Origin of the sequence: Erwinia sp. SLM-02 (assembly GCF_037450285.1) — a bacterium.
Lineage (GTDB): Bacteria > Pseudomonadota > Gammaproteobacteria > Enterobacterales > Enterobacteriaceae > Erwinia.
Genome location: NZ_JAQISN010000001.1, coordinates 738,674 through 760,528, shown reverse-complemented (window position 1 = coordinate 760,528; position 21,855 = coordinate 738,674). Strand labels below are relative to the sequence as shown.

22 protein-coding genes and 2 tRNA genes are annotated in these 21,855 nt (G+C 54.1%); 13 read left to right on the top strand and 11 right to left on the bottom strand.

Features of this window, described 5'->3' with window-relative positions; translation table 11 throughout:
• Positions 1 to 12: 12 nt before the first annotated feature.
• The 3 genes from PGH32_RS03550 to PGH32_RS03540 form a co-directional block, all read right to left on the bottom strand.
• Positions 13 to 765: a fimbria/pilus periplasmic chaperone gene (locus PGH32_RS03550; protein ID WP_337893189.1), complete on the bottom strand. Its 753-nt coding sequence runs from the start codon at positions 763 to 765 to the stop codon at positions 13 to 15.
• Between the two features lie 2 nt (positions 766 to 767).
• On the bottom strand, positions 768 to 3,293 hold the full coding sequence (locus tag PGH32_RS03545; protein ID WP_337893188.1) for an outer membrane usher protein: 2,526 nt from the start codon (positions 3,291 to 3,293) through the stop codon (positions 768 to 770).
• Positions 3,294 to 3,489: 196 nt separating this feature from the next.
• The gene (locus PGH32_RS03540; RefSeq protein ID WP_314419756.1) at positions 3,490 to 4,017 is read right to left on the bottom strand and encodes a fimbrial protein; all 528 of its coding nucleotides are present in this window, start codon (positions 4,015 to 4,017) and stop codon (positions 3,490 to 3,492) included.
• A 301-nt stretch (positions 4,018 to 4,318) separates the two neighbouring features.
• Here PGH32_RS03540 and PGH32_RS03535 point away from each other — a divergent pair, with 301 nt between their 5' ends.
• Positions 4,319 to 5,170: a hypothetical protein gene (locus tag PGH32_RS03535; RefSeq protein WP_314419757.1), complete on the top strand. Its 852-nt coding sequence runs from the start codon at positions 4,319 to 4,321 to the stop codon at positions 5,168 to 5,170.
• Between the two features lie 44 nt (positions 5,171 to 5,214).
• Here PGH32_RS03535 and PGH32_RS03530 read toward each other — a convergent pair.
• Together PGH32_RS03530 and PGH32_RS03525 are read right to left on the bottom strand one after the other, a co-directional pair.
• A tRNA-Ser gene (locus PGH32_RS03530) sits at positions 5,215 to 5,302 on the bottom strand.
• Between the two features lie 341 nt (positions 5,303 to 5,643).
• A tRNA-Ser gene (locus PGH32_RS03525) sits at positions 5,644 to 5,731 on the bottom strand.
• 216 nt (positions 5,732 to 5,947) lie between these two features.
• Between PGH32_RS03525 and yccA the strand changes: the two genes are divergently transcribed.
• Both yccA and tusE read left to right on the top strand, forming a co-directional pair.
• The gene (gene yccA / locus PGH32_RS03520) at positions 5,948 to 6,604 is read left to right on the top strand and encodes an FtsH protease modulator YccA (protein WP_105593393.1); all 657 of its coding nucleotides are present in this window, start codon (positions 5,948 to 5,950) and stop codon (positions 6,602 to 6,604) included.
• Positions 6,605 to 6,713: 109 nt separating this feature from the next.
• A complete protein-coding gene (gene tusE / locus PGH32_RS03515; protein WP_337893187.1) occupies positions 6,714 to 7,040 on the top strand; it encodes a sulfurtransferase TusE in 327 nt (108 codons plus the stop codon).
• Between the two features lie 3 nt (positions 7,041 to 7,043).
• Here the strand turns inward: tusE and yccX are convergent, their stop codons facing one another.
• Complete coding sequence (gene yccX / locus PGH32_RS03510) at positions 7,044 to 7,322, bottom strand: acylphosphatase (RefSeq protein ID WP_314419759.1); 279 nt, start codon at positions 7,320 to 7,322, stop codon at positions 7,044 to 7,046.
• A gap of 89 nt (positions 7,323 to 7,411) precedes the next feature.
• Between yccX and rlmI the strand changes: the two genes are divergently transcribed.
• The gene (gene rlmI / locus PGH32_RS03505; RefSeq protein ID WP_337893186.1) at positions 7,412 to 8,602 is read left to right on the top strand and encodes a 23S rRNA (cytosine(1962)-C(5))-methyltransferase RlmI; all 1,191 of its coding nucleotides are present in this window, start codon (positions 7,412 to 7,414) and stop codon (positions 8,600 to 8,602) included.
• Positions 8,603 to 8,665: 63 nt separating this feature from the next.
• Complete coding sequence (gene hspQ / locus PGH32_RS03500) at positions 8,666 to 8,983, top strand: heat shock protein HspQ (protein ID WP_314419762.1); 318 nt, start codon at positions 8,666 to 8,668, stop codon at positions 8,981 to 8,983.
• Positions 8,984 to 9,010: 27 nt separating this feature from the next.
• Here hspQ and PGH32_RS03495 read toward each other — a convergent pair whose 3' ends face one another.
• The gene (locus PGH32_RS03495) at positions 9,011 to 9,430 is read right to left on the bottom strand and encodes a CoA-binding protein (protein ID WP_314419764.1); all 420 of its coding nucleotides are present in this window, start codon (positions 9,428 to 9,430) and stop codon (positions 9,011 to 9,013) included.
• Between the two features lie 188 nt (positions 9,431 to 9,618).
• On the opposite strand from PGH32_RS03495, the gene PGH32_RS03490 reads away from it, so the two are divergent.
• Together PGH32_RS03490 and PGH32_RS03485 are read left to right on the top strand one after the other, a co-directional pair.
• Positions 9,619 to 10,263, top strand: a complete 645-nt coding sequence (locus PGH32_RS03490) for a YccT family protein (protein WP_337893185.1) — start codon at positions 9,619 to 9,621, stop codon at positions 10,261 to 10,263.
• A gap of 82 nt (positions 10,264 to 10,345) precedes the next feature.
• The gene (locus tag PGH32_RS03485; RefSeq protein WP_314419767.1) at positions 10,346 to 10,804 is read left to right on the top strand and encodes a methylglyoxal synthase; all 459 of its coding nucleotides are present in this window, start codon (positions 10,346 to 10,348) and stop codon (positions 10,802 to 10,804) included.
• 12 nt (positions 10,805 to 10,816) lie between these two features.
• Here PGH32_RS03485 and helD read toward each other — a convergent pair whose 3' ends face one another.
• A complete protein-coding gene (gene helD, locus PGH32_RS03480; protein WP_337893184.1) occupies positions 10,817 to 12,871 on the bottom strand; it encodes a DNA helicase IV in 2,055 nt (684 codons plus the stop codon).
• Between the two features lie 135 nt (positions 12,872 to 13,006).
• Between helD and PGH32_RS03475 the strand changes: the two genes are divergently transcribed.
• Positions 13,007 to 13,453, top strand: coding sequence for a YccF domain-containing protein (locus tag PGH32_RS03475; RefSeq protein ID WP_314419772.1), 447 nt, complete (start codon positions 13,007 to 13,009; stop codon positions 13,451 to 13,453).
• An 8-nt stretch (positions 13,454 to 13,461) separates the two neighbouring features.
• On the top strand, positions 13,462 to 15,609 hold the full coding sequence (gene yccS / locus PGH32_RS03470) for a YccS family putative transporter (protein ID WP_337893183.1): 2,148 nt from the start codon (positions 13,462 to 13,464) through the stop codon (positions 15,607 to 15,609).
• 14 nt (positions 15,610 to 15,623) lie between these two features.
• On the opposite strand, the gene PGH32_RS03465 is transcribed toward yccS, so the two are convergent.
• Positions 15,624 to 16,232, bottom strand: a complete 609-nt coding sequence (locus PGH32_RS03465; RefSeq protein WP_314419775.1) for a TfoX/Sxy family DNA transformation protein — start codon at positions 16,230 to 16,232, stop codon at positions 15,624 to 15,626.
• Between the two features lie 214 nt (positions 16,233 to 16,446).
• Between PGH32_RS03465 and sulA the strand changes: the two genes are divergently transcribed.
• Positions 16,447 to 16,959, top strand: a complete 513-nt coding sequence (gene sulA, locus PGH32_RS03460; RefSeq protein WP_314419777.1) for an SOS-induced cell division inhibitor SulA — start codon at positions 16,447 to 16,449, stop codon at positions 16,957 to 16,959.
• A gap of 349 nt (positions 16,960 to 17,308) precedes the next feature.
• A complete protein-coding gene (gene ompA, locus PGH32_RS03455) occupies positions 17,309 to 18,379 on the top strand; it encodes a porin OmpA (RefSeq protein ID WP_314419779.1) in 1,071 nt (356 codons plus the stop codon).
• 89 nt (positions 18,380 to 18,468) lie between these two features.
• Here the strand turns inward: ompA and matP are convergent, their stop codons facing one another.
• A complete protein-coding gene (gene matP, locus PGH32_RS03450) occupies positions 18,469 to 18,924 on the bottom strand; it encodes a macrodomain Ter protein MatP (RefSeq protein WP_314419781.1) in 456 nt (151 codons plus the stop codon).
• A gap of 185 nt (positions 18,925 to 19,109) precedes the next feature.
• Here matP and PGH32_RS03445 point away from each other — a divergent pair, with 185 nt between their 5' ends.
• A complete protein-coding gene (locus PGH32_RS03445; RefSeq protein WP_337893182.1) occupies positions 19,110 to 20,879 on the top strand; it encodes a Lon protease family protein in 1,770 nt (589 codons plus the stop codon).
• Positions 20,880 to 20,947: 68 nt separating this feature from the next.
• Complete coding sequence (fabA, locus tag PGH32_RS03440; RefSeq protein WP_314419787.1) at positions 20,948 to 21,466, top strand: bifunctional 3-hydroxydecanoyl-ACP dehydratase/trans-2-decenoyl-ACP isomerase; 519 nt, start codon at positions 20,948 to 20,950, stop codon at positions 21,464 to 21,466.
• An 89-nt stretch (positions 21,467 to 21,555) separates the two neighbouring features.
• On the opposite strand, the gene rmf is transcribed toward fabA, so the two are convergent.
• Positions 21,556 to 21,723 (bottom strand): ribosome modulation factor, encoded by a 168-nt coding sequence (gene rmf / locus PGH32_RS03435; RefSeq protein ID WP_123332543.1) that lies wholly within the window; start codon positions 21,721 to 21,723, stop codon positions 21,556 to 21,558.
• Positions 21,724 to 21,855 lie beyond the last annotated feature (132 nt).

The window sequence follows — 21,855 nt, the reverse complement described above, 5'->3', positions numbered from 1 at the left end:
CCCAGCCCGACGTCAGCCTTTGTTTAAAACATCGGTCACGCGACACGTTGCCGATTCACAGTGAAAAGTCAGCGTAGAACGTCCACCAAAGTCGTTAATGTATTTCAGCACCGGCGTATTTCCCAGCTGTGCAACGCTGGCGCTGAGCCGTTCGCCGGCACGCGGAGCCACCATCACCGACTCAAATCCCTTTATTGGTGGACCACCCACCAGGCCAGACGCTTCAACAATCGTGACGTAGTAGCCCGTGGGATTATTGAGCCGGTAGCGTTCCCCCTCGCGAGTCAGCGTGAGTTGCTTCTGAACCGGCGACTGGTAGCCGGAGGGTGAGATTTTCAGCGCAGCCGGACGGAAGAACAGCTTGATCCGCGTTTGCAGGGCAATTTGCAACGTATTGGGCTTGTCGCTGCGCGGGGGGATTTCGCGCAGGTTGAAATAGAACAGCGTTTCTTTGTCCTGGGCCAGCAGATTGATCGCCGGCAGTACCTGGATCTTAAGCTGGCTTTTTTCCCCCGGTTCGATGCGCTGTACCGGCGGCAGGGTGATCAGGGGGGTTGTCACCTTGTTATGGCGCTCATCCTCAATCCAGGCCTGCGCCAGATAAGGCAGGCGCGGATTTTCGTTTGCCACTGCCAGGCTGACGGACGGGTTGCCCGCGTCCACGATCACTCTCGTTCTGTCCAGCGCGATAGCGGCCTGGGCGCCGGTTGAAACGAGCACCATGCCCGTGAGGCAGAGTCGCCCCGCTGTTTGCCAAAAAGCCATGCTTATTCCTCTTCCTTTTTTGCCATCGGCAAAGTATCCCCGCAGGGAAGTAATAAATTAGCCAGTACGTCGCGGCTCAGTTGCTGGGGCAAAGACAGCACGCACTGCTGCCTGCCATCCCAGTGCACGGACATCGATTCACCCGCACGAATGCCGCTGAGATAAACGCTGCCGTTATCGGCAACCAGCCCAACCTGCTGCTGCCGGGCATTACGCACTTCGGCACCAAAAGGCGGCACGGAACCGTTAGCCAGGCGGATCACCGCCATCGCTTTTTCTCCGGCAACCACAGAAAAATGGCGATAGCCAATGGCCCCTTCCGTCAGGGTGGCCTGCGCAATTGACGAGGCAACGTCGGCATTCTCTGGTAACCGGTTGATATCAATGCTTACCTGGTTACGGTAGTAGCTGCTGATATCCGGAATGACCAGCTTGCCCGCGCGGTTACTCCACACCAGACTGCCGCCGCCGCTGACCGGGATATCGCTGACCCCATCCGTATCCAGCATCAGGCGCGTACCGCCGGGGGAGTTCAGCCTGTGCAGGGCAATCCCCTGCGGCGTTGCCGTCAGACCGCCTTTCAGTGAACCGCTCAGCGTGTTGTACTGGTTCTGCTGGTAGTTCGCGCTGGCGGTCAGCTGCGCCAGGCTTCCGTCACGCTGGTAGTAGCCTCCCGCCTCCAGGCCGTTTCTGCTTCTGCCGCTGCTGATGCTGTAGCTATCGCCGTTTTCAAGGTGGCTGGAATAACCCACCTGGTGGCTGCTGCGTTCACTGTTTACCGAACCGCCGTAGCTGAGTGTCCCGCCGTTATCGAGCGGAACAGAGAGCGACAGATAAACGCCCTCGTCACGATTGCCGCTGTCGCGATTGCGGTAGGCGGAAACCGACAGGCTGAGATTGCGCCACATCAGGAAGTCAAAATAACGGGAAAACGCCACGCTGAAGCGCTCGCTGTCCGGACGATCCCACCAGGTTTGTCGGTTGTAGCTCAGCTGTACGCTGGTCGATAGCGGGCGGATATCCTGCGCCAGCGTGACGGTGTACATCTCTTTGCTGTTGCCCGTTTTTCCACTTCCCCTGTCATCCTGGCGGGCATCAACATAGTCGCCCATTGACATAAACTGGCGTTCGGAAAACCGATAGCCGGCGAAGGTGACCTGGCTGCCATAATCGTCGAATCGCTTGGAGTAGCTCAGGCGATAGGAGTTACCGGCCAGCGTTTCGCCGCCGGGAAGGCGGGCGTTTGAACGAGTCACATCCAGTGCCATGGCACCAAACGCCAGCAAATCTCGCCCGACACCCACGGCGAGCGCCTGATAACCCTCGCTGCCGATGGCTCCGCCATAGAGCGACCAGCCGCTGTTGATACCCCAGGAAAATTCGCCGCTGGCGAATTCAGGTCCCTGCGCGGTGTGATTCCAGTTCACCGGACGCCCGAGCGCAATCTTGTAGCGAACGCGCCCCGGCCGCGTCAGGTAAGGAATGCTGGCCGTATTCATGCTGAAGGTCTGCACCGAGCCATCTTCCTCCTCAATACGCACATTGAGCTCTCCCCGCACCGCGTCATTGATGTCCTGAATGCGAAACGGCCCCGCTGCAACCCGGGATTCGTACAGAACGCGCCCCTGATGCATCACGATCACCCGGGCATTGGTCCGCGCCACCCCGGTCACCTCCGGTGCATAGCCACGAAGATTGGGCGGCAGCATATTGTCATCGGTACGAACGCTGGCGCCCGCAAAGCGGAAACTGTCGAAGATATCTGAAACCAGATAGTCCTCGCCGACGATAAGCTTCGCCTCAAGACGCGGGATCGCACGATAGGCGTAGTAGCGCGTCCAGTCGAAGTTCCGGCGCTTTTCCGTGCCGTTGTTTTCCTGACGCCCCTGCCAGTCTGCACGCAGTCGCCACGCCCCGGCATTGCCACCCACGGTACCGGTACCGCTGAGATTGCGACTGTCGCTGCCGCGCTGGTTGAAGCGCACCTGACTGTTGAGGTTGTAGTCCAGCAGAATGCCGGGAATACCGTTATCCCAGCGTGAGGGGGGATCCCAGTTTTCCGATCGGTACTCCAGCCAGGCCTGGGGCAGGCCGATCTGCAGCGTGGCGGAAGCCAGGTCACCGCGCGCTTCCATACCTTCAAGGCTGCGCACATCCAGACACTGGCCCTCGTGCCACCAGCGAAGATGTTCGGTGGCGGAAGGGCGAAGGCCAAAGGCCTGCACCAGAGGGGCGGTAAGGCAGGGAAGACTGTTGCCGTGGCGATCGTCGGCCGGGAAAAAATCGATTTCATGTTCCCGCAGATCGTCGCGATTCAGACGCACATTCAGGGTGTAGCGTCCGGGCATAATGTATCCCTTGTGGGTAAAACGGCTGAGATCGATATTTTTGCGATCCTGAACATCCAGGACATCGGTATTGAACTGTATTTCGTCGCTGCTACCGTGGCTGGAGATCGATACCATCGCCAGACACAGTGGAAATGCCACTTTTCCGTACTTCTTTCTGGAGGCTTTTCTACTTGGCATAACGTCAGCGAACTCCCTGTCAGCAGCGGCTCTTTCCTCTTCGTTCCACTGACGAAGAAGCATAAATGCGGTTTGGCTGTTGCTGTAAGCCTCACTACCGACGTGTCAAATTCAGGGGCAACCTGATTCAGGCGTCGGCAGGAGGCCTGGCACACCCTGAACCGTCACAGCATGGAGAGTTCAGGGGGAGAAAAACTTACGGATAGGCCAGAGTAAAGTTGGCAACGGAGGTGAAAGCCCCGGTGCCTACCGCAACCGGTGCATCCGTGGTGCCATCCCCTTTAAGCGCCGCGGAGAACTGCAGGCTGTTACTGGTGCCATTCAGGATTTGTGCATCGGTCGCCGTTCCCAGCTCGACTTTCTTACCACTGCCGTCACGCAGCAAAATGCTGGCACCGGACGCTTCGCCGGTAATGCCCAGACGCCCGTCTGCGCCGGATTTACCGGTGAACGTAGCCGTAACGGTATGGCGAGTCGCATCGTCGCAGTTCTGCAAATCAATGGTAAAAGGCACCGCGGTTTGTTCACCGCCGCCGGCGAGCAGCGTATTCGATACCTGTCCCAGAGAGACTTTCAGATCGTCAGCGCCGGGGGCAATTGAGCAGGGTGCATTAACGATCGAACCACTAAATGTGACTTTACCATTACCCTGGTCAGCGGCATTCGCAATATTCACCGCACCCAAAGTTAATAGTGAAATAATGGCAACTTTTGTCATCTTCATTTTGATATCCTTGTTTAAATTTCAGCTAACAGATTTGTACGCACTTGAACAGAACGAAATTAAAAAATTCAACCTCGTTTAATATCTGTATTCCTTCGTCCAGCAGCGGCAATACTATTCATCCGCTTAAATATGTCACTGTCCTTTTTTGTTACCTTTTAAAAACCAGTAAAAACATAAGATTAATTAATAAACACCCGAGCAACCGTATCCATTTATGCTTAACCACACTGGTTTTGTTGACAGTGGAGATTATCTTAAATAAGATAATTCTTAGTTCACTAAAAATTAAAAGGGTCAAATGCCGTTTATTAGCAGAAGAAAGTTAGAGTTAGAGAAGGAAATCAGAGAGAGGGCAAGAGAATTTCGGGAGAAAAGCAACCTTAACGATGCTATAAAATGTCATTATGATTTATTAAATAAATTATACTTAACTAATCCGCTATATTTCAAAACGCTCTTCAAAGCCAACAGATTTATTGTAGGGTCGGCTATTCTTGGCATCTATTACACCCGGAGCAGCAGCACGTTTAAAGACGTGCGCCGATTTTGTATTGCGAACGATTTGTTCAGCAGTAACGCGCTGGACTCTTTCCTGCTGTTTCTCAGGGTCAGCCATCGCCTGGAGGTATATCGGGATGAACAGGACAAACGTAAGCTGAACTATCAGCCAACGGAAAAAGCCCTGAATGAAACCAGGCGAATGATCAATACCATGCTGCATCCCTACGCTCTGCTCTCGGAAAACTGCCGGGCGGATCTCTACCACCGCCAGGATGATTTTATCCCGCATTTTTTTCGAAACTATGGCGAGATAACGCTCAACCGCCTGTTTATTCATGACATGGTGCCGGGAAGTGGCGAATTTTTAAGCCATGACGGAGGGCATATGATTATGTTTAATCTGTTTCAGGAAAGCATTAAGCAGGGCAGTCTGGAGGTGAAATATAATCTGCTGAAGGCATCATTCGCCTGCTGCGTGTCGCGCTCGCTCATCCGGCGCTGCCTCAAGGCGGCTGCCGACCGAGAGCTCCTGACCATTATTGAAGATAAAAATACGGTTTCGCTGAAGCCGGAGTTTATGACGATGGTGCAGGACTACTTTTGTATTTATCTGGCCACCGTTGAACACGGTTTAAAGGGGATGGGCTGAAACGAAAAAACCCCGAGCTTCTTCAAGCTCGGGGTCAGAATAGATGGTGGAAGCGTAGAGATTCGAACTCTAGAACGGTTTCCCGTCGCCGGTTTTCAAGACCGGTGCCTTCAGCCACTCGGCCACGCTTCCACACGGTATCAGCTCTGGCAAAAGTGCCGGTAACTGATGGAGCGCAGTATAGGGGGACTTTTTTCGTTTGCCAAGATTATTTTTCGCTATTTTGTTGATTTTGTGAACATTTGAATTCTTTTGGCTGTTTTGCAGGCAGATACGGCGGTAAGTGGTTATAAAACGGACCGATTGTTCCGTCAAACCGCTGAAGGTGCAGTGTCAGAAAGAAATGAAAGAGGCAGAGGCAGAGGCAGAGGCAGAGGCAGAGGCAGAGGCAAGCTAAGCGACCTGATTTCCCAGGCAAGGTTTATTTTATACATAGCAAAACGGGCCAGCTTTCGCTGACCCGTAGAATGAGGTGGTGGAAGCGTAGAGATTCGAACTCTAGAACGGTTTCCCGTCGCCGGTTTTCAAGACCGGTGCCTTCAGCCACTCGGCCACGCTTCCACAATGGGGCGCACTATAAACATCCCTGTACGGCTTGTAAAGCAGGTTTTATTGCGTTTGCCTGAAAATTCAGCGAAAGCGATTCGTTCGCTTCGAAATTCGCCAATCCGCTTAACTTATCAGCGTTTTAGCGAGTAAAGAAGGGTAAAACATCTTTCCCACCCGCCCTTCCCTCTTTATTCTCTCTGGTATTTTAGTGACCCTGAGAGGTGCTTTATGGATCGCATAGTTTATTCCTCACGCGAAAGCTCACTGTTGAGCACGCACAAAGTATTACGCAATACCTATTTCCTGCTGGGCCTGACGCTGGCATTTTCCGCGGTCACCGCCACGCTGAGTACCGTTTTTGCTCTGCCATCACCGGGCCTGATTCTGATGCTGGTGGGCTTTTACGGTTTGATGTTCCTGACCTATCGCCTGGCGAACAGCCCGGCGGGTATTCTGGCTGCGTTTGCCTTTACCGGCTTCCTGGGATACTGCCTGGGTCCAATCCTTAACTCGTTCCTGTCTGCCGGCATGGGCGATGTGATTGGACTGGCGCTGGGCGGTACCGCGCTGGTGTTCTTCTGCTGTTCTGCCTACGTGCTGACCACCCGCAAGGATATGTCTTTCCTGTCCGGTATGCTGATGGCGGGCTTTGTTGTGCTGCTGATTGCGGTTGTAGCCAATATCTTCCTGAACATTCCGGCGCTGCATATGGCAATCAGCGTGCTGTTTGTGCTGTTCTCTACCGGTGCCATCCTGTGGGAAACCAGCAACATTATTAACGGCGGCGAAACCAACTATATTCGCGCTACCGTCAGCCTGTACGTGTCAATCTACAACATCTTTGTCAGTCTGCTGAGCCTGCTGGGCATGTCCCGCAGTAACTAAGCCCGGCCCCGATGTGAATAAAGCCTCGCAGATGCGGGGCTTTATTTTTGGCTGCGATAAAAATTTGTTAAACTCCGCCGCAGACTGAATCAGTATCAGAGGCAACAGAGTGCAATTCGAAGGTAAAGAGATTGAGCGCGACGCGCAGGGGTATCTGAAATCCACCGCGGACTGGAGCGAGGCCCTGGCGCCGCTGCTGGCAGAAGAAGAAGCCATAGACCTGAGCGATGCGCACTGGGAAGTGGTGCGTTTTGTACGCGAATTTTATCTGGAGTTTAATACCTCGCCGGCGGTACGCATGCTGGTTAAAGCCATGGCGCAGAAGTATGGCGAAGAAAAAGGCAACAGCCGCTATCTTTTCCGGCTGTTTCCTAAAGGCCCGGCTAAACAGGCCACAAAAATTGCCGGTTTACCGAAACCCGCGAAGTGTCTCTGAGCGTTAACCGGTGGTAAAGCCTTTTTGCCCTGTCTGAGGCTGGCAGGGTTCCGTCAGCACGCGATCGACCCTGGCGCTCTGCGGCCCTCCGGCTTTCAGCCAGGCGAGCAGCGCATCCACCTGCTGTGGCTCACCGCACATCAGTACCTCGACGCTGCCGTCATCAAGATTTTTGGCATAGCCGGTCAGCCCCAGTGTTTTTGCTTCACGCTGGGTGCTGTAACGAAATCCCACACCCTGCACCCTGCCGTGAACCCATGCCCGCAGGCCAACAGTCGCCATTTCTTCTCCTTATCGCCGCCACTGATTGCTTTTTCCCAGTCAGCACCGGACAATATCGCCTGATTCTCTGAGTATAAGTATAACTGACTATGACTGTTCGTTTGATTCTTGCTAAAGGGCGTGAAAAGTCCTTACTTCGTCGCCATCCGTGGGTGTTCTCCGGGGCCATCGCCCGCATGGAAGGTAAAGCCCAGTCGGGTGAAACTATTGATGTCTGTGACAGCCAGGGTAAATGGCTCGCGCGTGCCGCCTGGTCCCCACAGTCGCAGATTCGTGCGCGCGTCTGGAGCTGGGAGCAGGACGAATCGATTGATATCGCCTTTTTCGTTCGCCGTCTGCAGGCCGCCCAACAGCTGCGCGACTGGCTGGCACTGCGTGATAATCTGGACAGCTACCGCCTGATCGCCGGTGAGTCCGACGGTCTGCCGGGGATCACAATCGATCGCTTCGGCAACTTCCTCGTGCTGCAGCTGCTGTCTGCCGGTGCTGAATACCAGCGCGCTGCGCTGATCACCGCCCTGCAAACCTGCTACCCGGGCTGCGCGATTTACGATCGTTCCGACGTCAGCGTACGTAAAAAAGAAGGTCTGGAACTGACCCAGGGCGTTGTGCTGGGTGACACCCCACCGGAGCTGCTGCCGATTACGGAACACGGCATGAAGCTGCTGGTGGACATCCAGACCGGTCATAAAACCGGCTATTACCTCGACCAGCGCGACAGTCGCCTGGCGACCCGCCGCTATGCGGAAGATCGCCGCGTGCTGAACTGCTTCTCTTATACCGGCGGTTTCGCGGTATCGGCTCTGATGGGCAATTGCCGTGAAGTGATCAGCGTGGATACGTCGCAGGCGGCACTGGATGTGGCGAAACAGAACGTTGAACTGAACGGTCTGGATCTGAGCAAAGCCCAGTTCCTGCGCGATGACGTATTCAAACTGCTGCGCCGCTATCGCGATGAGGGCGAGAAATTCGATCTGATCGTGATGGATCCGCCTAAATTTGTTGAGAATAAAAATCAGCTGATGGGCGCGTGCCGCGGCTATAAAGACATCAACATGCTGGCGATGCAGCTGCTGAATCCGGGTGGGATGTTAATGACCTTCTCCTGCTCCGGGCTGATGCCGACCGAACTCTTCCAGAAGCTGATTGCGGATGCCGCAGTCGATGCTAAGCGTGACGTACAGATTATCGAGCAGTTCCGCCAGGCCGCCGACCATCCGGTTATCTCCAGCTATCCTGAAGGACTTTACCTGAAAGGTTTCGCCTGCCGAGTGCTGTGACTTGAAAAACGTGGCCTTTGCCTCCATACAGTGTGGTAAGGGCAACGTTTCAGGAGGTCACCCATGATTGCCAGCAAATTCGGTATAGGTCAGCAGGTACGTCATCAGCTGCTGGGTTTTTTGGGCGTGATAGTCGATGTGGATCCCCAGTATTCACTGAAAGAGACGGTCAGCGAAGATATCAGCGGCAGCGAATCGCTGCGGGCCGCGCCCTGGTATCATGTGGTCATGGAAGATGATGATGGCCAGACGGTGCATACCTATCTGGCGGAAGCGCAGATTTCCTGGGAACAGCCGGGGGAACACCCCGACCAGCAGTCGTTAGACGAGCTGGCGCTGTCCATTCGCCAGCAGCTGCAGTCTCCAAGCCTGAGAAACTAATTCAAAGCCCTGCATAAGCAGGGTTTTTTATGCGCGTTTCTCAAGGCCCAGTCGGGGAATTTCTATTTTCGGGCAGCGATCCATCACCACGGTTAACCCGGCGTCCGCCGCCAGCACCGCAGCCTGTTCATTGATTACGCCAATCTGCAGCCAGAGCGTTTTCGCGCCAATGGCGATGGCTTCCTGGGCGATCCCCCACGCGGCTTCCGCATTGCGGAAGACATCCACCATATCGACGGGCCCAGGAATATCCTTCAGTTCAGCATAAACCGTCTGCCCAAGCAGCTGCTGCCCGGCCAGTTTAGGATTGACCGGTATAACGTCATAACCCTGCGAAAGAAGATACTCCATGACGTGATGGGCCGGCCGCTGCGCGTTATCAGTGGCCCCCACCAGGGCGATGGTTTTGCTGCTGGTCAGAACATTGATAATCTTTTTATCATCCATTTTATTCTCCGGTTCGGGTTAACAGCCTGTATTTTCTGATTATGACCGATCCAACTGGCTGAGTATTGACTGTTCAGCAATTCACGATCAATAGCACGATTAAGTGTGTTTAAATGTTAATATGATGCCATACTGAAAGACTTTGATACATTCGACGTTTTCTCACTGTTTGCTCGTCTGGAGTAAGAATGAAGCTGTATAAGGTCATAACCGGACTGGTCATTTTGCTAATTGTCTCTGCTGCACAGGCAACCACGCTAAAGCTTTCTGCCGATATTGACCTTCTGGTTCTGGACGGAAATAAAATTTCAGGTTCACTGTTAAAAGGCGCTGACGGCCTGGAACTCGAACGCGGAGAGCATCAGCTGCTGTTTCGTGTTGAGAAATCGTTCCATCTCCCCGCCCACAGCCCGGTGACCTGGGTTTCTGCCCCGCAGATTGTCACCTTCACTGCCCGCAGCCGTTCGGTGCTGATTCAGCTGCCACCGTTAGCCTCAGTGCGCGATACCAGAATTTTCGACAAAAAACCGCAGTTTACCTTAGTGGATGAAAACGGTACGGAGATTCAAAACCAGCGCGATTTTCTGACGGTGCTGCCCGGCAGCGATTTTGAACAGGCGATGATTCATTACAATCTCAACGGAGAAAGCGCCTCGGTCCCGCGTTTCGCCCAGCCGGGTAAACACGCTGCCCTCAACGGCTCGCAGGCGCAGGATCTGGCTCTCGATCGCCGCTCCCCTGCGGAAAGAATGCTGCATCTGTGGTATCAGCAGGTGGATGCTGCCACCCGCCAGCGTTTTATTACGCTGATGAAAGCCTTACATACCAGTTGATATCCGTTTAACCGCAACGTTACACTCAACTTTCTGTTTATTTGACGTTTCTGCCGTTACCCTACATAGCCAGGATATCTGAATGGATCAGACCACTCGTAAGATACTGCCGCAAAAACACATTGCGCTGGTCGCACACGACCACTGTAAAAACGCCCTGATGGAATGGGTTAACCTCCACAGAGAAAAACTGCAGCCCCATACGCTTTACGCCACCGGCACAACCGGTAATCTCGTGCAGCGTGCAACCGGCCTGCCGGTTACCGCCATGCTCAGCGGTCCGATGGGCGGCGATCAGCAGGTGGGTGCGTTGATTTCAGAAGGGAAAATCGATCTACTGATTTTCTTCTGGGATCCGCTGAACGCCGTGCCGCACGACCCGGATGTGAAAGCCCTGCTGCGCCTGGCTACCGTATGGAATATTCCGGTGGCGACCAACCGCGCCACCGCTGATTTTATTATTCACTCGCCGTTATTCGATCAGCAGGTTGAAATCCAGATCCCGGATTACGAACGCTACCTGCAGCAGCGCCTGAAATAATCGTCACTGCCGTCAGGGTTTTCGCACCTGCGGAACGCCCTGACGGCCCAGTTCTGCAACAAACTCAGAAGGCTCGTCGCGATCGTACAGCAGCCAGACCTGATGAATCGCGCGGGTGATGGCAACATACGCCAGCCGCCGTTCTTCCGCATCGGGAAACGCTTCGACTTTCGGCAGCAGCGCCGCTTCCATTACCGACTCCCTCGCCGGGGCCGGGAAGCCTTCATCCCCCTGAGAAAGCCCCAGCACGATAACGTACTCCGCCTGCTGGCCTTTACTGGCGTGGATGGTCATAAATTCCAGATTGAGTTTTGGCCAACGGGTTGCCGCTTTCTCCAGGACCTCCGGGCGAAGATGGTGATAGCGGGCCAGCACCATAATCCGCTCGTTCGGCTGAACGTAGCCGCTCATTTTATTCAGCAGCGCTTCCAGCTGCTCTTCCGGCAACAGCTGCACCGATTTTTTGGTACCTTTCGTCAGGCTGTTCAGCGTCTTCTTCAACTGGTGGGGATTACGCTGCACAAAGGCGTTAGCGATTTCACCAATACGCTGATTGAAGCGGTAGGTGGTATCCAGAATGCAACGGTCCCCCTCACCAAAGTAGTGATGGAAAGCCGTGGTCAGGGTCATTTCGGCACCGCTGAACCGGTAGATAGCCTGCCAGTCATCGCCGACGGCGAAAAGTGCAGTCTGCCGATTTTGCCGCCGCAGCGCGGCGAGCAGTTCTGCCCGCTGCGGCGAGATATCCTGAAATTCATCCACCAGGATATGCTTCCACGGGCTGATAAAGCGGCCTTTATCCAGAATGTTTATCGCCTGATGGATCAGGCCGGAGAAATCGACGGCACCTTCTTCCTTCAGCGCAGTTTTCCAGGCTTTCAGCAGCGGGGCCATCAGCTTGACACGTTTACTGAACAGATCGCGGATCTCCTCCGGTGCGCCCTCAATCATGGCCGCCTGTGCGCCGCCGTGCATACGCATCAGCCCCAGCCAGCGTTCAAGGCGCGACGCCAGTCGCTTCGCCAGGCGGTTATCCTGCCAGAAGTTGCCCTCCTCTAATTCCCACTCCAGCTCGTCACTCAGCCACTGACGCCAGCCGTTGGCGTGCGCTTTTTTCTCGCTGCACTGCTGTCGCCAGACGTCAATCAGCAAATCATGGCGCGCCGCCGTATCGCTTTCCAGTTTGCTAATGACCGGTGATTTATTGCTGCCCTGGCGAATGATGTGCAGCGCCAGAGAATGGAAGGTGCGCGCCGTAAAGTTTTCATTCTGCAGACGCGAACGCAGGCGTTCATTCATCTCTTCCGCCGCTTTACGGCCAAAGGCGAGTAACAGCACCTGCTCTGCCGTCGCCTGGTTGCGCAGCATCAGCCAGCCCGCACGGGCAACCAGCACCGAGGTTTTACCGCTACCCGCACCGGCCAGCACCAGCACCGAATCTTCGCCGTTGACGACCGCACGCGCCTGCGAGGAGTTCAGCGGCGAGCTTTCTACCTGCCCGAAGTAGGCGGCATGCTGTTCCAGCATGCGATCCGTCCAGTGCGCATTGCGTTGCACGCGCTGGGTGTCGCTGTCGTTCAGCCACTGCTGGCAGTAGCGCCAGGCTTCACGGCAGTTATCAAATTCGTCAAGCCGGGAGACCGGAAGCGGAAGCGCGTCAAAGGATTTACGGATCGCCTGCTGCCAGCAGGTGATATCGCTGCGTTTCAGCCAGCGGTCCTGCTGTTCGGCAATTCGAATAGCTTCGGCCTGCTGATTTAACACGCCGGCCGCTACCTCGCTCATCTCCTGGCTCCACTGCTGCCATGCGAGGCTGAGGTAGTGATAAAAACGCTGGGTTTCGTTCCATTCCGTGCCGTGCAGGCGGACGACTTTATCGTCAGGTAATGAAAACTCCAGCTCGCCCCAAACCAGGCCGCGCTTACAGGCAATGGATAGCAGCTGATTAAAGGGGATGAGATATTCGTGTTTTTCACCGCTGACTTCAACGCCAGCATTCAACAGCCGCACCCGGTTGTAAGGATGTTGCGCCAGATGTTTACCCAGCGATGTTGCTTTCAGTTCCATTCCTGCGACCCTGCTGCGGTTATTTTCATCATCTCTTAGTTTAGCTGGCGACAGTTTACCGCTCCAGCGTTAAAACGCGTTACAATCAATGAATTGTCACTCAGACTTTTCCTGACGCAAAAGGGGACACCACCGATGCGCGCCGTACTCAACATCCTCAATTTCATTCTGGGCGGCTTTCTGACCACCCTGTCCTGGCTGCTGGCTACCGTTGTCAGCATCGTGCTGATTTTTACCCTGCCGCTGACCCGCTCATGCTGGGAAATCACCAAACTGTCTTTGCTGCCCTTCGGCAATGAAGCCGTACATGTCGACGAGCTGGATCCTGCTGGCAAAAACAGGCTGATGAATTCAGGCGGTACGCTGCTCAATGTTCTGTGGGTGATTTTTTTCGGCTGGTGGCTGTGCCTGATGCACATCACGGCCGGAATTGCCCAGTGCCTGACGATTATCGGCATTCCGGTCGGCGTGGCGAACCTGAAAATAGCCGTGATTGCACTCTGGCCGGTAGGACGCCGCGTGGTACCCGTTGAGGTCGCGCGAGCAGCCCGTGAAGCCAATGCGCGCCGCCGCTTCCCGTGAGTCGCCGCATGCACACGTCACTGATCGATAATATTCGCCGTTATGCTTTTAACAGCAGCTGGCTGTATAACATCCGCATTACGCTGGCGTTGATTGGCACTACCGCCGTCCCCTGGTGGCTGGATCAGATCACCTGGACAATACCGCTGACGCTCGGGGTTGTTGCCGCCGCGCTCACCGATCTGGACGATCGCCTCAGCGGTCGTCTGCGTAACCTGCTGATTACCCTGGTCTGCTTCTGTATTGCTTCCGTTTCGGTCGAGCTGCTGTTTCCACATCCGTGGCTGTTTGTTATCGGACTGGCGATCTCCAGCTGGGGGTTCATTCTGCTCGGCGCACTGGGGCCGCGCTATGCAACTATCGCCTTTGGCGCGCTGCTTATCGCCATTTACACCATGCTGGGAATTGGTCTGTTCCCTCAGTGGTACCTGCAGCCTGTCCTGCTGCTGACCGGGGCCATCTGGTATAACCTGCTGACCCTTTCCGGGCATCTGCTGTTCCCTATCCGCCCGCTTCAGGAAAACCTTTCCCGCTGCTATGCGCAGCTGGCGCAGTACCTGGAAGCGAAAGCCAGCCTGTTCGATCCTGACCTTGAAGAGGATGACCGGCAGGCCATGGTGGACGTCGCCATGGCCAACAGCCAGCTGGTCACGTTACTTAATCAGGCCAAAGCGTCCATACAGTCGCGGCTGCGCGGCGATCGCGGCCAGCGAGGAACAAGACGCACGCTCCATTACTATTTTGTGGCTCAGGATATCCATGAGCGGGCCAGTTCATCGCACGTGCAGTATCATTCGCTGCGTAAAGCCTGGGGATCCAGCGACATTCTTTTTCGCTTTCAGCGCCTGTTAACGCTGCAGGCTCTGGCCTGCCGGCAGCTTTCACGCGCTATCTTACTGCGGGAAACCTATCAGCATGATGCGCGCTTCGAACGCGCATTCGCCAATCTTAATGCCGCGTTGCAGAGGCTGTCGGCGCAGCAGCCGCAGAGCCATGAGGTGCAGGCCATGCACTTCCTGCTGAACAATTTGAAGGCCATCGACGCCCAGCTGGCGACCATCGAGTCTGAACAGGCACTGGCAGAAGGCGGCTATTACCACGATCAGTCGCTTTCCCGTGAGGGGTTGACCGGCTGGAGCGATATCCGCCTCAGGCTGAGCCGCCATATGAGCGCTGAGTCGCCGCTGTTTCGCCATGCTGTCCGGCTCTCACTCCTGCTGTGCGCCGGTTACGCATTCATTCAGTTTACCGGATTGCAGCACGGTTACTGGATACTGTTGACCAGCCTGTTTGTCTGCCAGCCTAACTACAGTGCCACCCGTCGGCGCCTGGCGTTGCGTATTGTCGGCACGCTGGCGGGAATTGCGCTAGGCCTGCCCCTCCTGTGGCTGGTGCCCTCCATTGAAGGGCAGCTGATGCTGATTGTCGTCACCGGCGTGCTGTTCTTCTTCTTCCGCACAATCCAGTACGCGCATGCCACCATGTTTATTACGCTGCTGGTATTGCTGTGCTTCAATCTGCTGGGCGAAGGCTTTGAAGTGGCGCTGCCGCGTATTGTCGATACGCTGCTTGGCTGCGCCATCGCCTGGCTGGCGGTGGCCTTTATCTGGCCGGACTGGCGTTTCCTGAGGCTGCCTTCGGTGGCCGAGCGCACGCTCAATGCAAACTGCCGCTATCTGGATGCGGTTCTGGTGCAGTACCACCAGGGTAAGGACAACCGTCTGGATTACCGCATTGCGCGCCGTGACGCCCACAACGGTGACGCGGAGCTGGCTGCCGTAGTTTCGAATATTTCGGTAGAAAATAAGGCGGACGGCGCGCTGCGTGAAGCGGCTTTCAGGCTGCTGTGCCTCAATCATTCATTCCTCAGCTATATTTCCGCGCTGGGAGCGCATCGTGAGAAGCTGGAAAATGACGGCCTGCTGCAGTTAATGGATGATGCTGTCTGCTATGTTGATGATATTTTGCATATTGACGTTGTTGATGAGGCCAAAGCGCAGCGTATGATGGCCAGCCTCGCGCAGCGGATACAGCAAACTGAAGCCGATAATGCCACCAAAGAACCGCTGGTATTACAGCAGGTCGGCCTGCTGGTGGCATTGCTTCCGGAAATTGCCCGGCTGAAACAGCAGATATTTCAGCGCTCAGTCAACTAGATTACCGGCCTGACTCAACGATCCCACGGCGAATTCCGTCTGAACCAGTCGCGTAATTCTTCCTTAACATCCGTCGGCAGCGCCTGATAGTGGCTGCCGACTATCGCACCTTCCAGCGCAAGCAGCACCGAAAGCCCGAGGTGCTTATTGTTGGCGCGCAGCTTCAGCCAGCTACGTTTTGCCCCCTGCTCTATCAGCACCGCGATTGAACAGATGCCCACATCGCGCAGCATTGCCTCCATGCGAATGCCCATATTGGGTAAATCTTTGATGCGCCGGTTCATTAGCCGCATCCACAGCTCCTGCCGCGCGCCATTCAGACATAAAGAAGAGAGAGCCAGCAGCTGATCGGGATCGGTCCACAGCGCGCCATCAACCCGGTAATAGTTCAGCTCAACGGATAAACCGCGCTTCACTAAATGGAGCGGCTGCATTTTCCTTTCAATGATGTAGGGCTGTACCTGCTCACAGGCACGTAGATACAGTTCGCCATCGGCAACGACCGCAAAAACGGTTTTTGCTACGGAAAGACTGTAACCGCCGAACTGCGTGCGCGACTCAACCTGCCCCAACGACGCCAACCGCTGTTTAGCCTGTTCAATTCTCTGTTTTGAACTACTCATAGCAACTCCCTGCTCAGCTTAAGAAAATTCGCACAAATCCCAAGAAATCAACATATTGAAACATAGGCAATCTGCATTACAGGTTCAATGAATAAATCCGCTTGCATCAGGTTATCTTGTGAATTTGCGAGGCGTCGTCAAAAAAATAAGGTTGATCTTTGTTCGTCAGCCATATACTGTATATTCATACAGTGACATTGCGAGCGAAGACATCATGCGTACCTATTTCCCGAAATCTCAATCTGTTAATAGCGATAGTGCATTCCACGTTGCATCACGTGTGACATCTGCTCCAGCTTGTGCCGCTGGTTTGATTAGTGAATTAGTTTACAGCGAAAACCAGCCCGGCATGACCCAGCTGTTGCTGCTTCCTCTGCTTCAGCAGTTGGGTAAGCAGTCCCGCTGGCAGCTGTGGTTAACACCGCAACAAAAATTGAGCCGTGACTGGCTGCAGCGTTCGGGCCTCCCTCTTGATAGAGTCATGCAGGCCTCGCATTCAGGGCCAATCACTACCGTTGAAGCCATGATTAAAGCATTACAAACAGGTAATTACAGCGTGGTGCTCGGGTGGTTTGATGAGGAGGTATCGGAAAGCGATCGTGCGCGTCTGCTGGCAGCCGCCAACTGCGGCCAGGCACTGGGCCTGATCATGCGTCCGGATCGGGTAAATTTGCAATCGGGCAGACCACTTAGCGGGTTAAAAATTCATTCAAGTTTGTATCATTAAGTAAAAATGAGATAATTCTCAGGATTTTTTCTCGTGGTACACGCCCTAAGCCCCAGATTATGTTATGACGCGGCTGTACAATAGCTTAGCTGCGTCTCAGACCATTTCTTGTACACATAATTCCCTTCCGAATGTTAAAAAATATGTAAAAATCCCCATTTTTTTATCGGCCATCGTCATATCACACTTGTTAATTTGCTAGTACGTTGTAGACTTTATCTCGCCAGGGTGCTCAATAACCTCCTTTTTTTTGGAAGAGTCACAAATGAGCGTGATAACCCGGCAAAGGATTTAACCAAAGAGCTAAATTTAAGCTCATTGCCTATTTGGATGATAACGAGGCGCAAAAATGAAAAAGACAGCTATCGCAATTGCAGTGGCACTGGCTGGCTTCGCTACCGTAGCGCAGGCCGCTCCTAAAGATGACACCTGGTACACCGGTGCTAAACTGGGCTGGTCTCAGTACCACGATAAAGGTTACTACGGTAACGGTTACCAGGATAACGACGGCCCAACCCATGAAAATCAGCTTGGTGCTGGTGCATTCCTTGGTTATCAGGCGAATCCATACCTGGGCTTCGAACTGGGTTACGACTGGCTGGGCCGTATGCCTAACAAAGGCGACCAGGTTAATGGCGCATTCAAAGCGCAGGGCGTTCAGCTGGCAGCTAAGTTAAGCTACCCGGTTCTGGACAACCTGGACGTTTACACCCGCCTGGGTGGTATGGTGTGGCGTGCTGACTCCACTCAGCAGGTAGTTGGCGGCGATCGCATCAGCGACCACGACACCGGTGTTTCTCCACTGGCAGCAGTGGGTGTTGAATATGCACTGACTCAGAACTGGGCAACCCGTCTGGACTACCAGTGGGTGAACAACATCGGTGATGCAGGTACCGTTGGTACGCGTCCTGATAACTCCATGTTCAGCGTAGGTGTTTCTTACCGTTTCGGTCAGGAAGAAGCTGCTGCACCAGCACCAGCTCCAGCACCAGCTCCGGCTCCAGTTGTTGAAACCAAGCGTTTCACTCTGAAATCTGACGTGCTGTTCAACTTCAACAAAGCCACTCTGAAACCAGAAGGTCAGCAGGCTCTGGATCAGCTGTACACTCAGCTGAGCAATCTGGATCCGAAAGATGGCTCTGTTGTAGTACTGGGCTTCACCGACCGCATCGGTTCTGAAGAGTACAACCAGAAACTGTCTGAGAAACGTGCTCAGTCAGTCGTGGATTACCTGGTATCTAAAGGTATCCCAGCTAACAAGATCTCTGCACGTGGCCAGGGTAAATCTAACCCAGTTACTGGCAACACCTGTGACAGCGTGAAAGGCCGTCAGGCTCTGATCGACTGCCTGGCGCCAGACCGTCGCGTAGAAATCGAAGTTAAAGGCATCAAAGACGTTGTGACTCAGCCTCAGGCTTAAGTGACACTTTGATGAAAAAACCCCGCCAAGGCGGGGTTTTTTATTTGCTTTTATTACGGCACCTTCAGTGAAAGACGCGTCCCACCCTGCTATTCGGGTTTACCGAGAATCGCCTTGAGATCCTGCTTGAGTGAGGACATCTGGCTGGCATATTGTTCTTTACGCTCGGCGTCTTCAATAAGCTGCACCACCGTTTCTGAAAGCGTACTGTTACGACGCTGCGCCAGTCCTGCAAGACGCTGCCACACCAGATATTCCAGGTCGATAGACTTCTTTCGCGTATGCTGATGTTCAGCATTAAAATGGCGTTTACGACGCGCGCGGATCGTCTGTTTCATCCGATTTTCAAGAGCTGGATTAATATGCTGGCTAATCCAGGCTAAGACCAGATTGGGGTTGTTCTCCATCGCCAACAACTCATCCACGACCGCCTGCGCTGCGCTGAGCTCGATATAGCGCGTGATCGCTTCACCTTCGCGGTGTTTTTTGACCAGGTATTTCCATTTCCATCCGCTTTCAAGATTTTCCAGTTGTTGATATTTCATCGGAATCTCATGCTGACCCTATAACAAGTTAAGAATAACAGCTTTTTTTAATCTGGCTGCAAAGAAAACCCGAACCAGGGCGCGAATCTCAATTCTGGTTGTACAGAACCGCATGTCTGCTGTGCTTAACAGGCTGAATTATTGTATAATGCCGCTTTTATTCATTTCAGAAAAATACGATAACTTTGACCAACAACCGATTAGAGTGGCGCGCCCTACAGCCCGATACAGAACGCTTCCAGCATCTCATCTCACAGGCGGCCACCACTGAGACAGAATGTTTTGCTAACGTGCAGTCTCGCCTGTTCAACGGCCTCAGCCTGCTTCTGCAAACCCCGGCTAAAGTACCGCTTATGCTGGTTAAAAGCGCCGAAAGCGCTGAATACCAGGCTTTGCTGCAGAACGTGCTCTCTTCCCTTGTGGAATCTGAAGAAGAGGAAGACGATGCAAACCTGCTGTACGGTGGGCACTATCTGGTTGAACCGCAAAAGATCGTCTGGCGCCCGGCGGAAAGCCCGCTCGACAATTTTGCCAGCACCGGTGGCATTCATCATGCCGACTGGATTGAAGCTGAGCAGCTGTTTGGCTGTGTTCGTCTTCATAACTCAACGCTAACGCTCACTCCGGGTCTTGTTCACCGTGCAAACGGCGGCGTGCTGATCCTCTCCCTGCGCGTGCTGCTGGCGCAGCCTTTACTCTGGCTGCGCCTGAAACAGATTATGGTCAACCGCCGCTTCGACTGGTATTCGCAGGATGAAACGCGCCCTCTGCCGCTTGACGTCCCGTCAATGCCGATGCAGCTTCGTCTGGTCCTGACCGGCGATCGTGATGCCCTGGCTGATTTTCAGGATATGGAGCCGGAGCTGGTTGCGCTCTCACTTTACAGTGAGTTTGAGGAGAACATCCAGCTGGTCGATGAAGAAGAGTTCACGCACTGGATCCAGTGGGTGCTCAGTGTAGCGCAGAGTCTGGGCTACCCCGCTCCCTCCGCTGACTTCTGGCCGGTGCTGATTCGTGAAGCCGCGCGCTATACCGGCGATCAGGAGACGCTGCCGCTGGACCCCACCTGGCTGGCTCGTCAGCTGCAGGATGCCGCACTTTACAGCGAGAACGAAACCGTCAGCGGCGATAATTTACGCGATGCGCTAACGACGCGTGAATGGCGTGAGAGCTTCCTCTCCGAACGGGTACGCGACGACATTTTGCTCGATCAGATCCTGATCGAAACCGAAGGCGAAACGATCGGCCAAATCAACGCGCTTTCGGTAATTGATTTCCCGGGTCATCCTCGTCCGTTTGGCGAGCCTTCGCGCATCAGCTGCGTGGTACATGTTGGCGACGGCGAGTTCACCGATGTGGAGCGTAAAGCGGAACTCGGCGGTAATATCCACGCCAAGGGTATGATGATTATGCAGGCGTGGCTCATTGCCGAGCTGGAGCTTGATCAACAGCTGCCCTTCTCCGCTTCGATGGTATTTGAACAGTCTTATTCAGAAGTTGATGGCGACAGCGCTTCGCTGGCCGAGCTGTGTGTACTCATCAGCGCTCTGGCATTACAACCGATCAATCAGCAAATCGCCGTTACCGGTTCCGTCGATCAGTTTGGTCGCGTTCAGCCTGTGGGCGGATTGAACGAAAAAATTGAAGGCTTCTTCAATATCTGTAATCAGCGTACGCTGAATGGCCATCAGGGGGTCATTCTCCCGGCGGCCAACGTACGTCACCTCTCGTTACAACAAGAAGTTGTCGATGCGGTACGAGAAGGTAAATTTCATTTATGGGCGGTATCCAGCGTGGATGAAGCCCTGCCGTTGTTAACGGGTGTTGAATGGGACAAGGAGAACGATCCTTGCCTGCTGCGTTCTATTCAGGACCGCATTGCTCAGTTTAACCAACAGGATGCGCGCCAGCTTCCCTGGCCGCTACGCTGGTTAAACTGGTTCAACCAGCGCTGATCGGACTTGTTCAGCGTACACGTGTTAGCTAAAATTCGTGATTCACTAAAATAAGGCTTATTAAGAATATGGTAGATAAACGCGAATCCTATACAAAAGAAGACCTGATTGCTTCTGGTCGCGGTGAACTTTTCGGTGCAGAAGGCCCGCCATTGCCAGCCGGCAATATGTTGATGATGGACCGCGTAATCAAAATGACCGAAGACGGCGGTAACTACGGTAAAGGCTTCGTAGAGGCCGAGCTGGATATTAATCCGGACCTGTGGTTCTTCGGCTGTCATTTCATCGGCGACCCGGTCATGCCGGGCTGTCTGGGTCTGGATGCAATGTGGCAACTGGTCGGTTTTTACCTGGGCTGGTTAGGCGCTGAAGGTAAAGGCCGCGCGCTGGGCGTTGGCGAAGTGAAATTCACCGGTCAGGTTCTGCCGACCGCGAAGAAAGTTTCGTACCGTATTCACTTCAAACGCGTCATTAATCGTAAGCTGGTGATGGGCGTTGCAGATGGTGAAGTGCTGGTCGACGGAAAAGTGATTTACACCGCGACTGACCTGAAAGTTGGCCTGTTTAAAGATACGACCGCTTTCTAATCGTTCTGGTCATCGTTGCAAAAACCATGACCTCCAGAACCGAAAACCTCCGCAGCAGCGGAGGTTTGTTCCTTTACGTTGAACAGGCGTTACGCGGTAACCGTCCTGTCCTCCATGGCTTGTCGCCAACCTCCCAACCAGTGAGATCGAGCATCCAGCAATTGGTATGGACACATCTCTTTTGAGCGTCCTGTAATACCCGCCTGATAGCCCCGTGAATGTGCCCGATCCAGGCGATCTCGTTTCTGTCTCTTCATGCCGCGTTTCCCTCATTTTGTCTGGTGGAATCTGGTGGAAAGAAAACAGTGGCTACAGCACGTGCAGCCACAATTCAGTTCTACCTCTGCAGTAATAAAAGATCAATGCGCAAATTTCACGCCAATGTCATA

Coding starts and splice junctions, on each gene's coding strand:
- PGH32_RS03485 (WP_314419767.1), top strand. CDS start 10,346: ATGGATCAGACCACTCGTAAGATACTGCCGCAAAAACACATTGCGCTG.
- PGH32_RS03545 (WP_337893188.1), bottom strand. CDS start 3,293: ATGCCAAGTAGAAAAGCCTCCAGAAAGAAGTACGGAAAAGTGGCATTT.
- PGH32_RS03540 (WP_314419756.1), bottom strand. CDS start 4,017: ATGAAGATGACAAAAGTTGCCATTATTTCACTATTAACTTTGGGTGCG.
- yccS (WP_337893183.1), top strand. CDS start 13,462: ATGCACACGTCACTGATCGATAATATTCGCCGTTATGCTTTTAACAGC.
- fabA (WP_314419787.1), top strand. CDS start 20,948: ATGGTAGATAAACGCGAATCCTATACAAAAGAAGACCTGATTGCTTCT.
- rlmI (WP_337893186.1), top strand. CDS start 7,412: ATGACTGTTCGTTTGATTCTTGCTAAAGGGCGTGAAAAGTCCTTACTT.
- PGH32_RS03475 (WP_314419772.1), top strand. CDS start 13,007: ATGCGCGCCGTACTCAACATCCTCAATTTCATTCTGGGCGGCTTTCTG.
- PGH32_RS03490 (WP_337893185.1), top strand. CDS start 9,619: ATGAAGCTGTATAAGGTCATAACCGGACTGGTCATTTTGCTAATTGTC.
- yccX (WP_314419759.1), bottom strand. CDS start 7,322: ATGGCGACTGTTGGCCTGCGGGCATGGGTTCACGGCAGGGTGCAGGGT.
- PGH32_RS03550 (WP_337893189.1), bottom strand. CDS start 765: ATGGCTTTTTGGCAAACAGCGGGGCGACTCTGCCTCACGGGCATGGTG.
- PGH32_RS03465 (WP_314419775.1), bottom strand. CDS start 16,232: ATGAGTAGTTCAAAACAGAGAATTGAACAGGCTAAACAGCGGTTGGCG.
- yccA (WP_105593393.1), top strand. CDS start 5,948: ATGGATCGCATAGTTTATTCCTCACGCGAAAGCTCACTGTTGAGCACG.
- helD (WP_337893184.1), bottom strand. CDS start 12,871: ATGGAACTGAAAGCAACATCGCTGGGTAAACATCTGGCGCAACATCCT.
- hspQ (WP_314419762.1), top strand. CDS start 8,666: ATGATTGCCAGCAAATTCGGTATAGGTCAGCAGGTACGTCATCAGCTG.
- sulA (WP_314419777.1), top strand. CDS start 16,447: ATGCGTACCTATTTCCCGAAATCTCAATCTGTTAATAGCGATAGTGCA.
- matP (WP_314419781.1), bottom strand. CDS start 18,924: ATGAAATATCAACAACTGGAAAATCTTGAAAGCGGATGGAAATGGAAA.
- rmf (WP_123332543.1), bottom strand. CDS start 21,723: ATGAAGAGACAGAAACGAGATCGCCTGGATCGGGCACATTCACGGGGC.
- PGH32_RS03535 (WP_314419757.1), top strand. CDS start 4,319: ATGCCGTTTATTAGCAGAAGAAAGTTAGAGTTAGAGAAGGAAATCAGA.
- PGH32_RS03495 (WP_314419764.1), bottom strand. CDS start 9,430: ATGGATGATAAAAAGATTATCAATGTTCTGACCAGCAGCAAAACCATC.
- ompA (WP_314419779.1), top strand. CDS start 17,309: ATGAAAAAGACAGCTATCGCAATTGCAGTGGCACTGGCTGGCTTCGCT.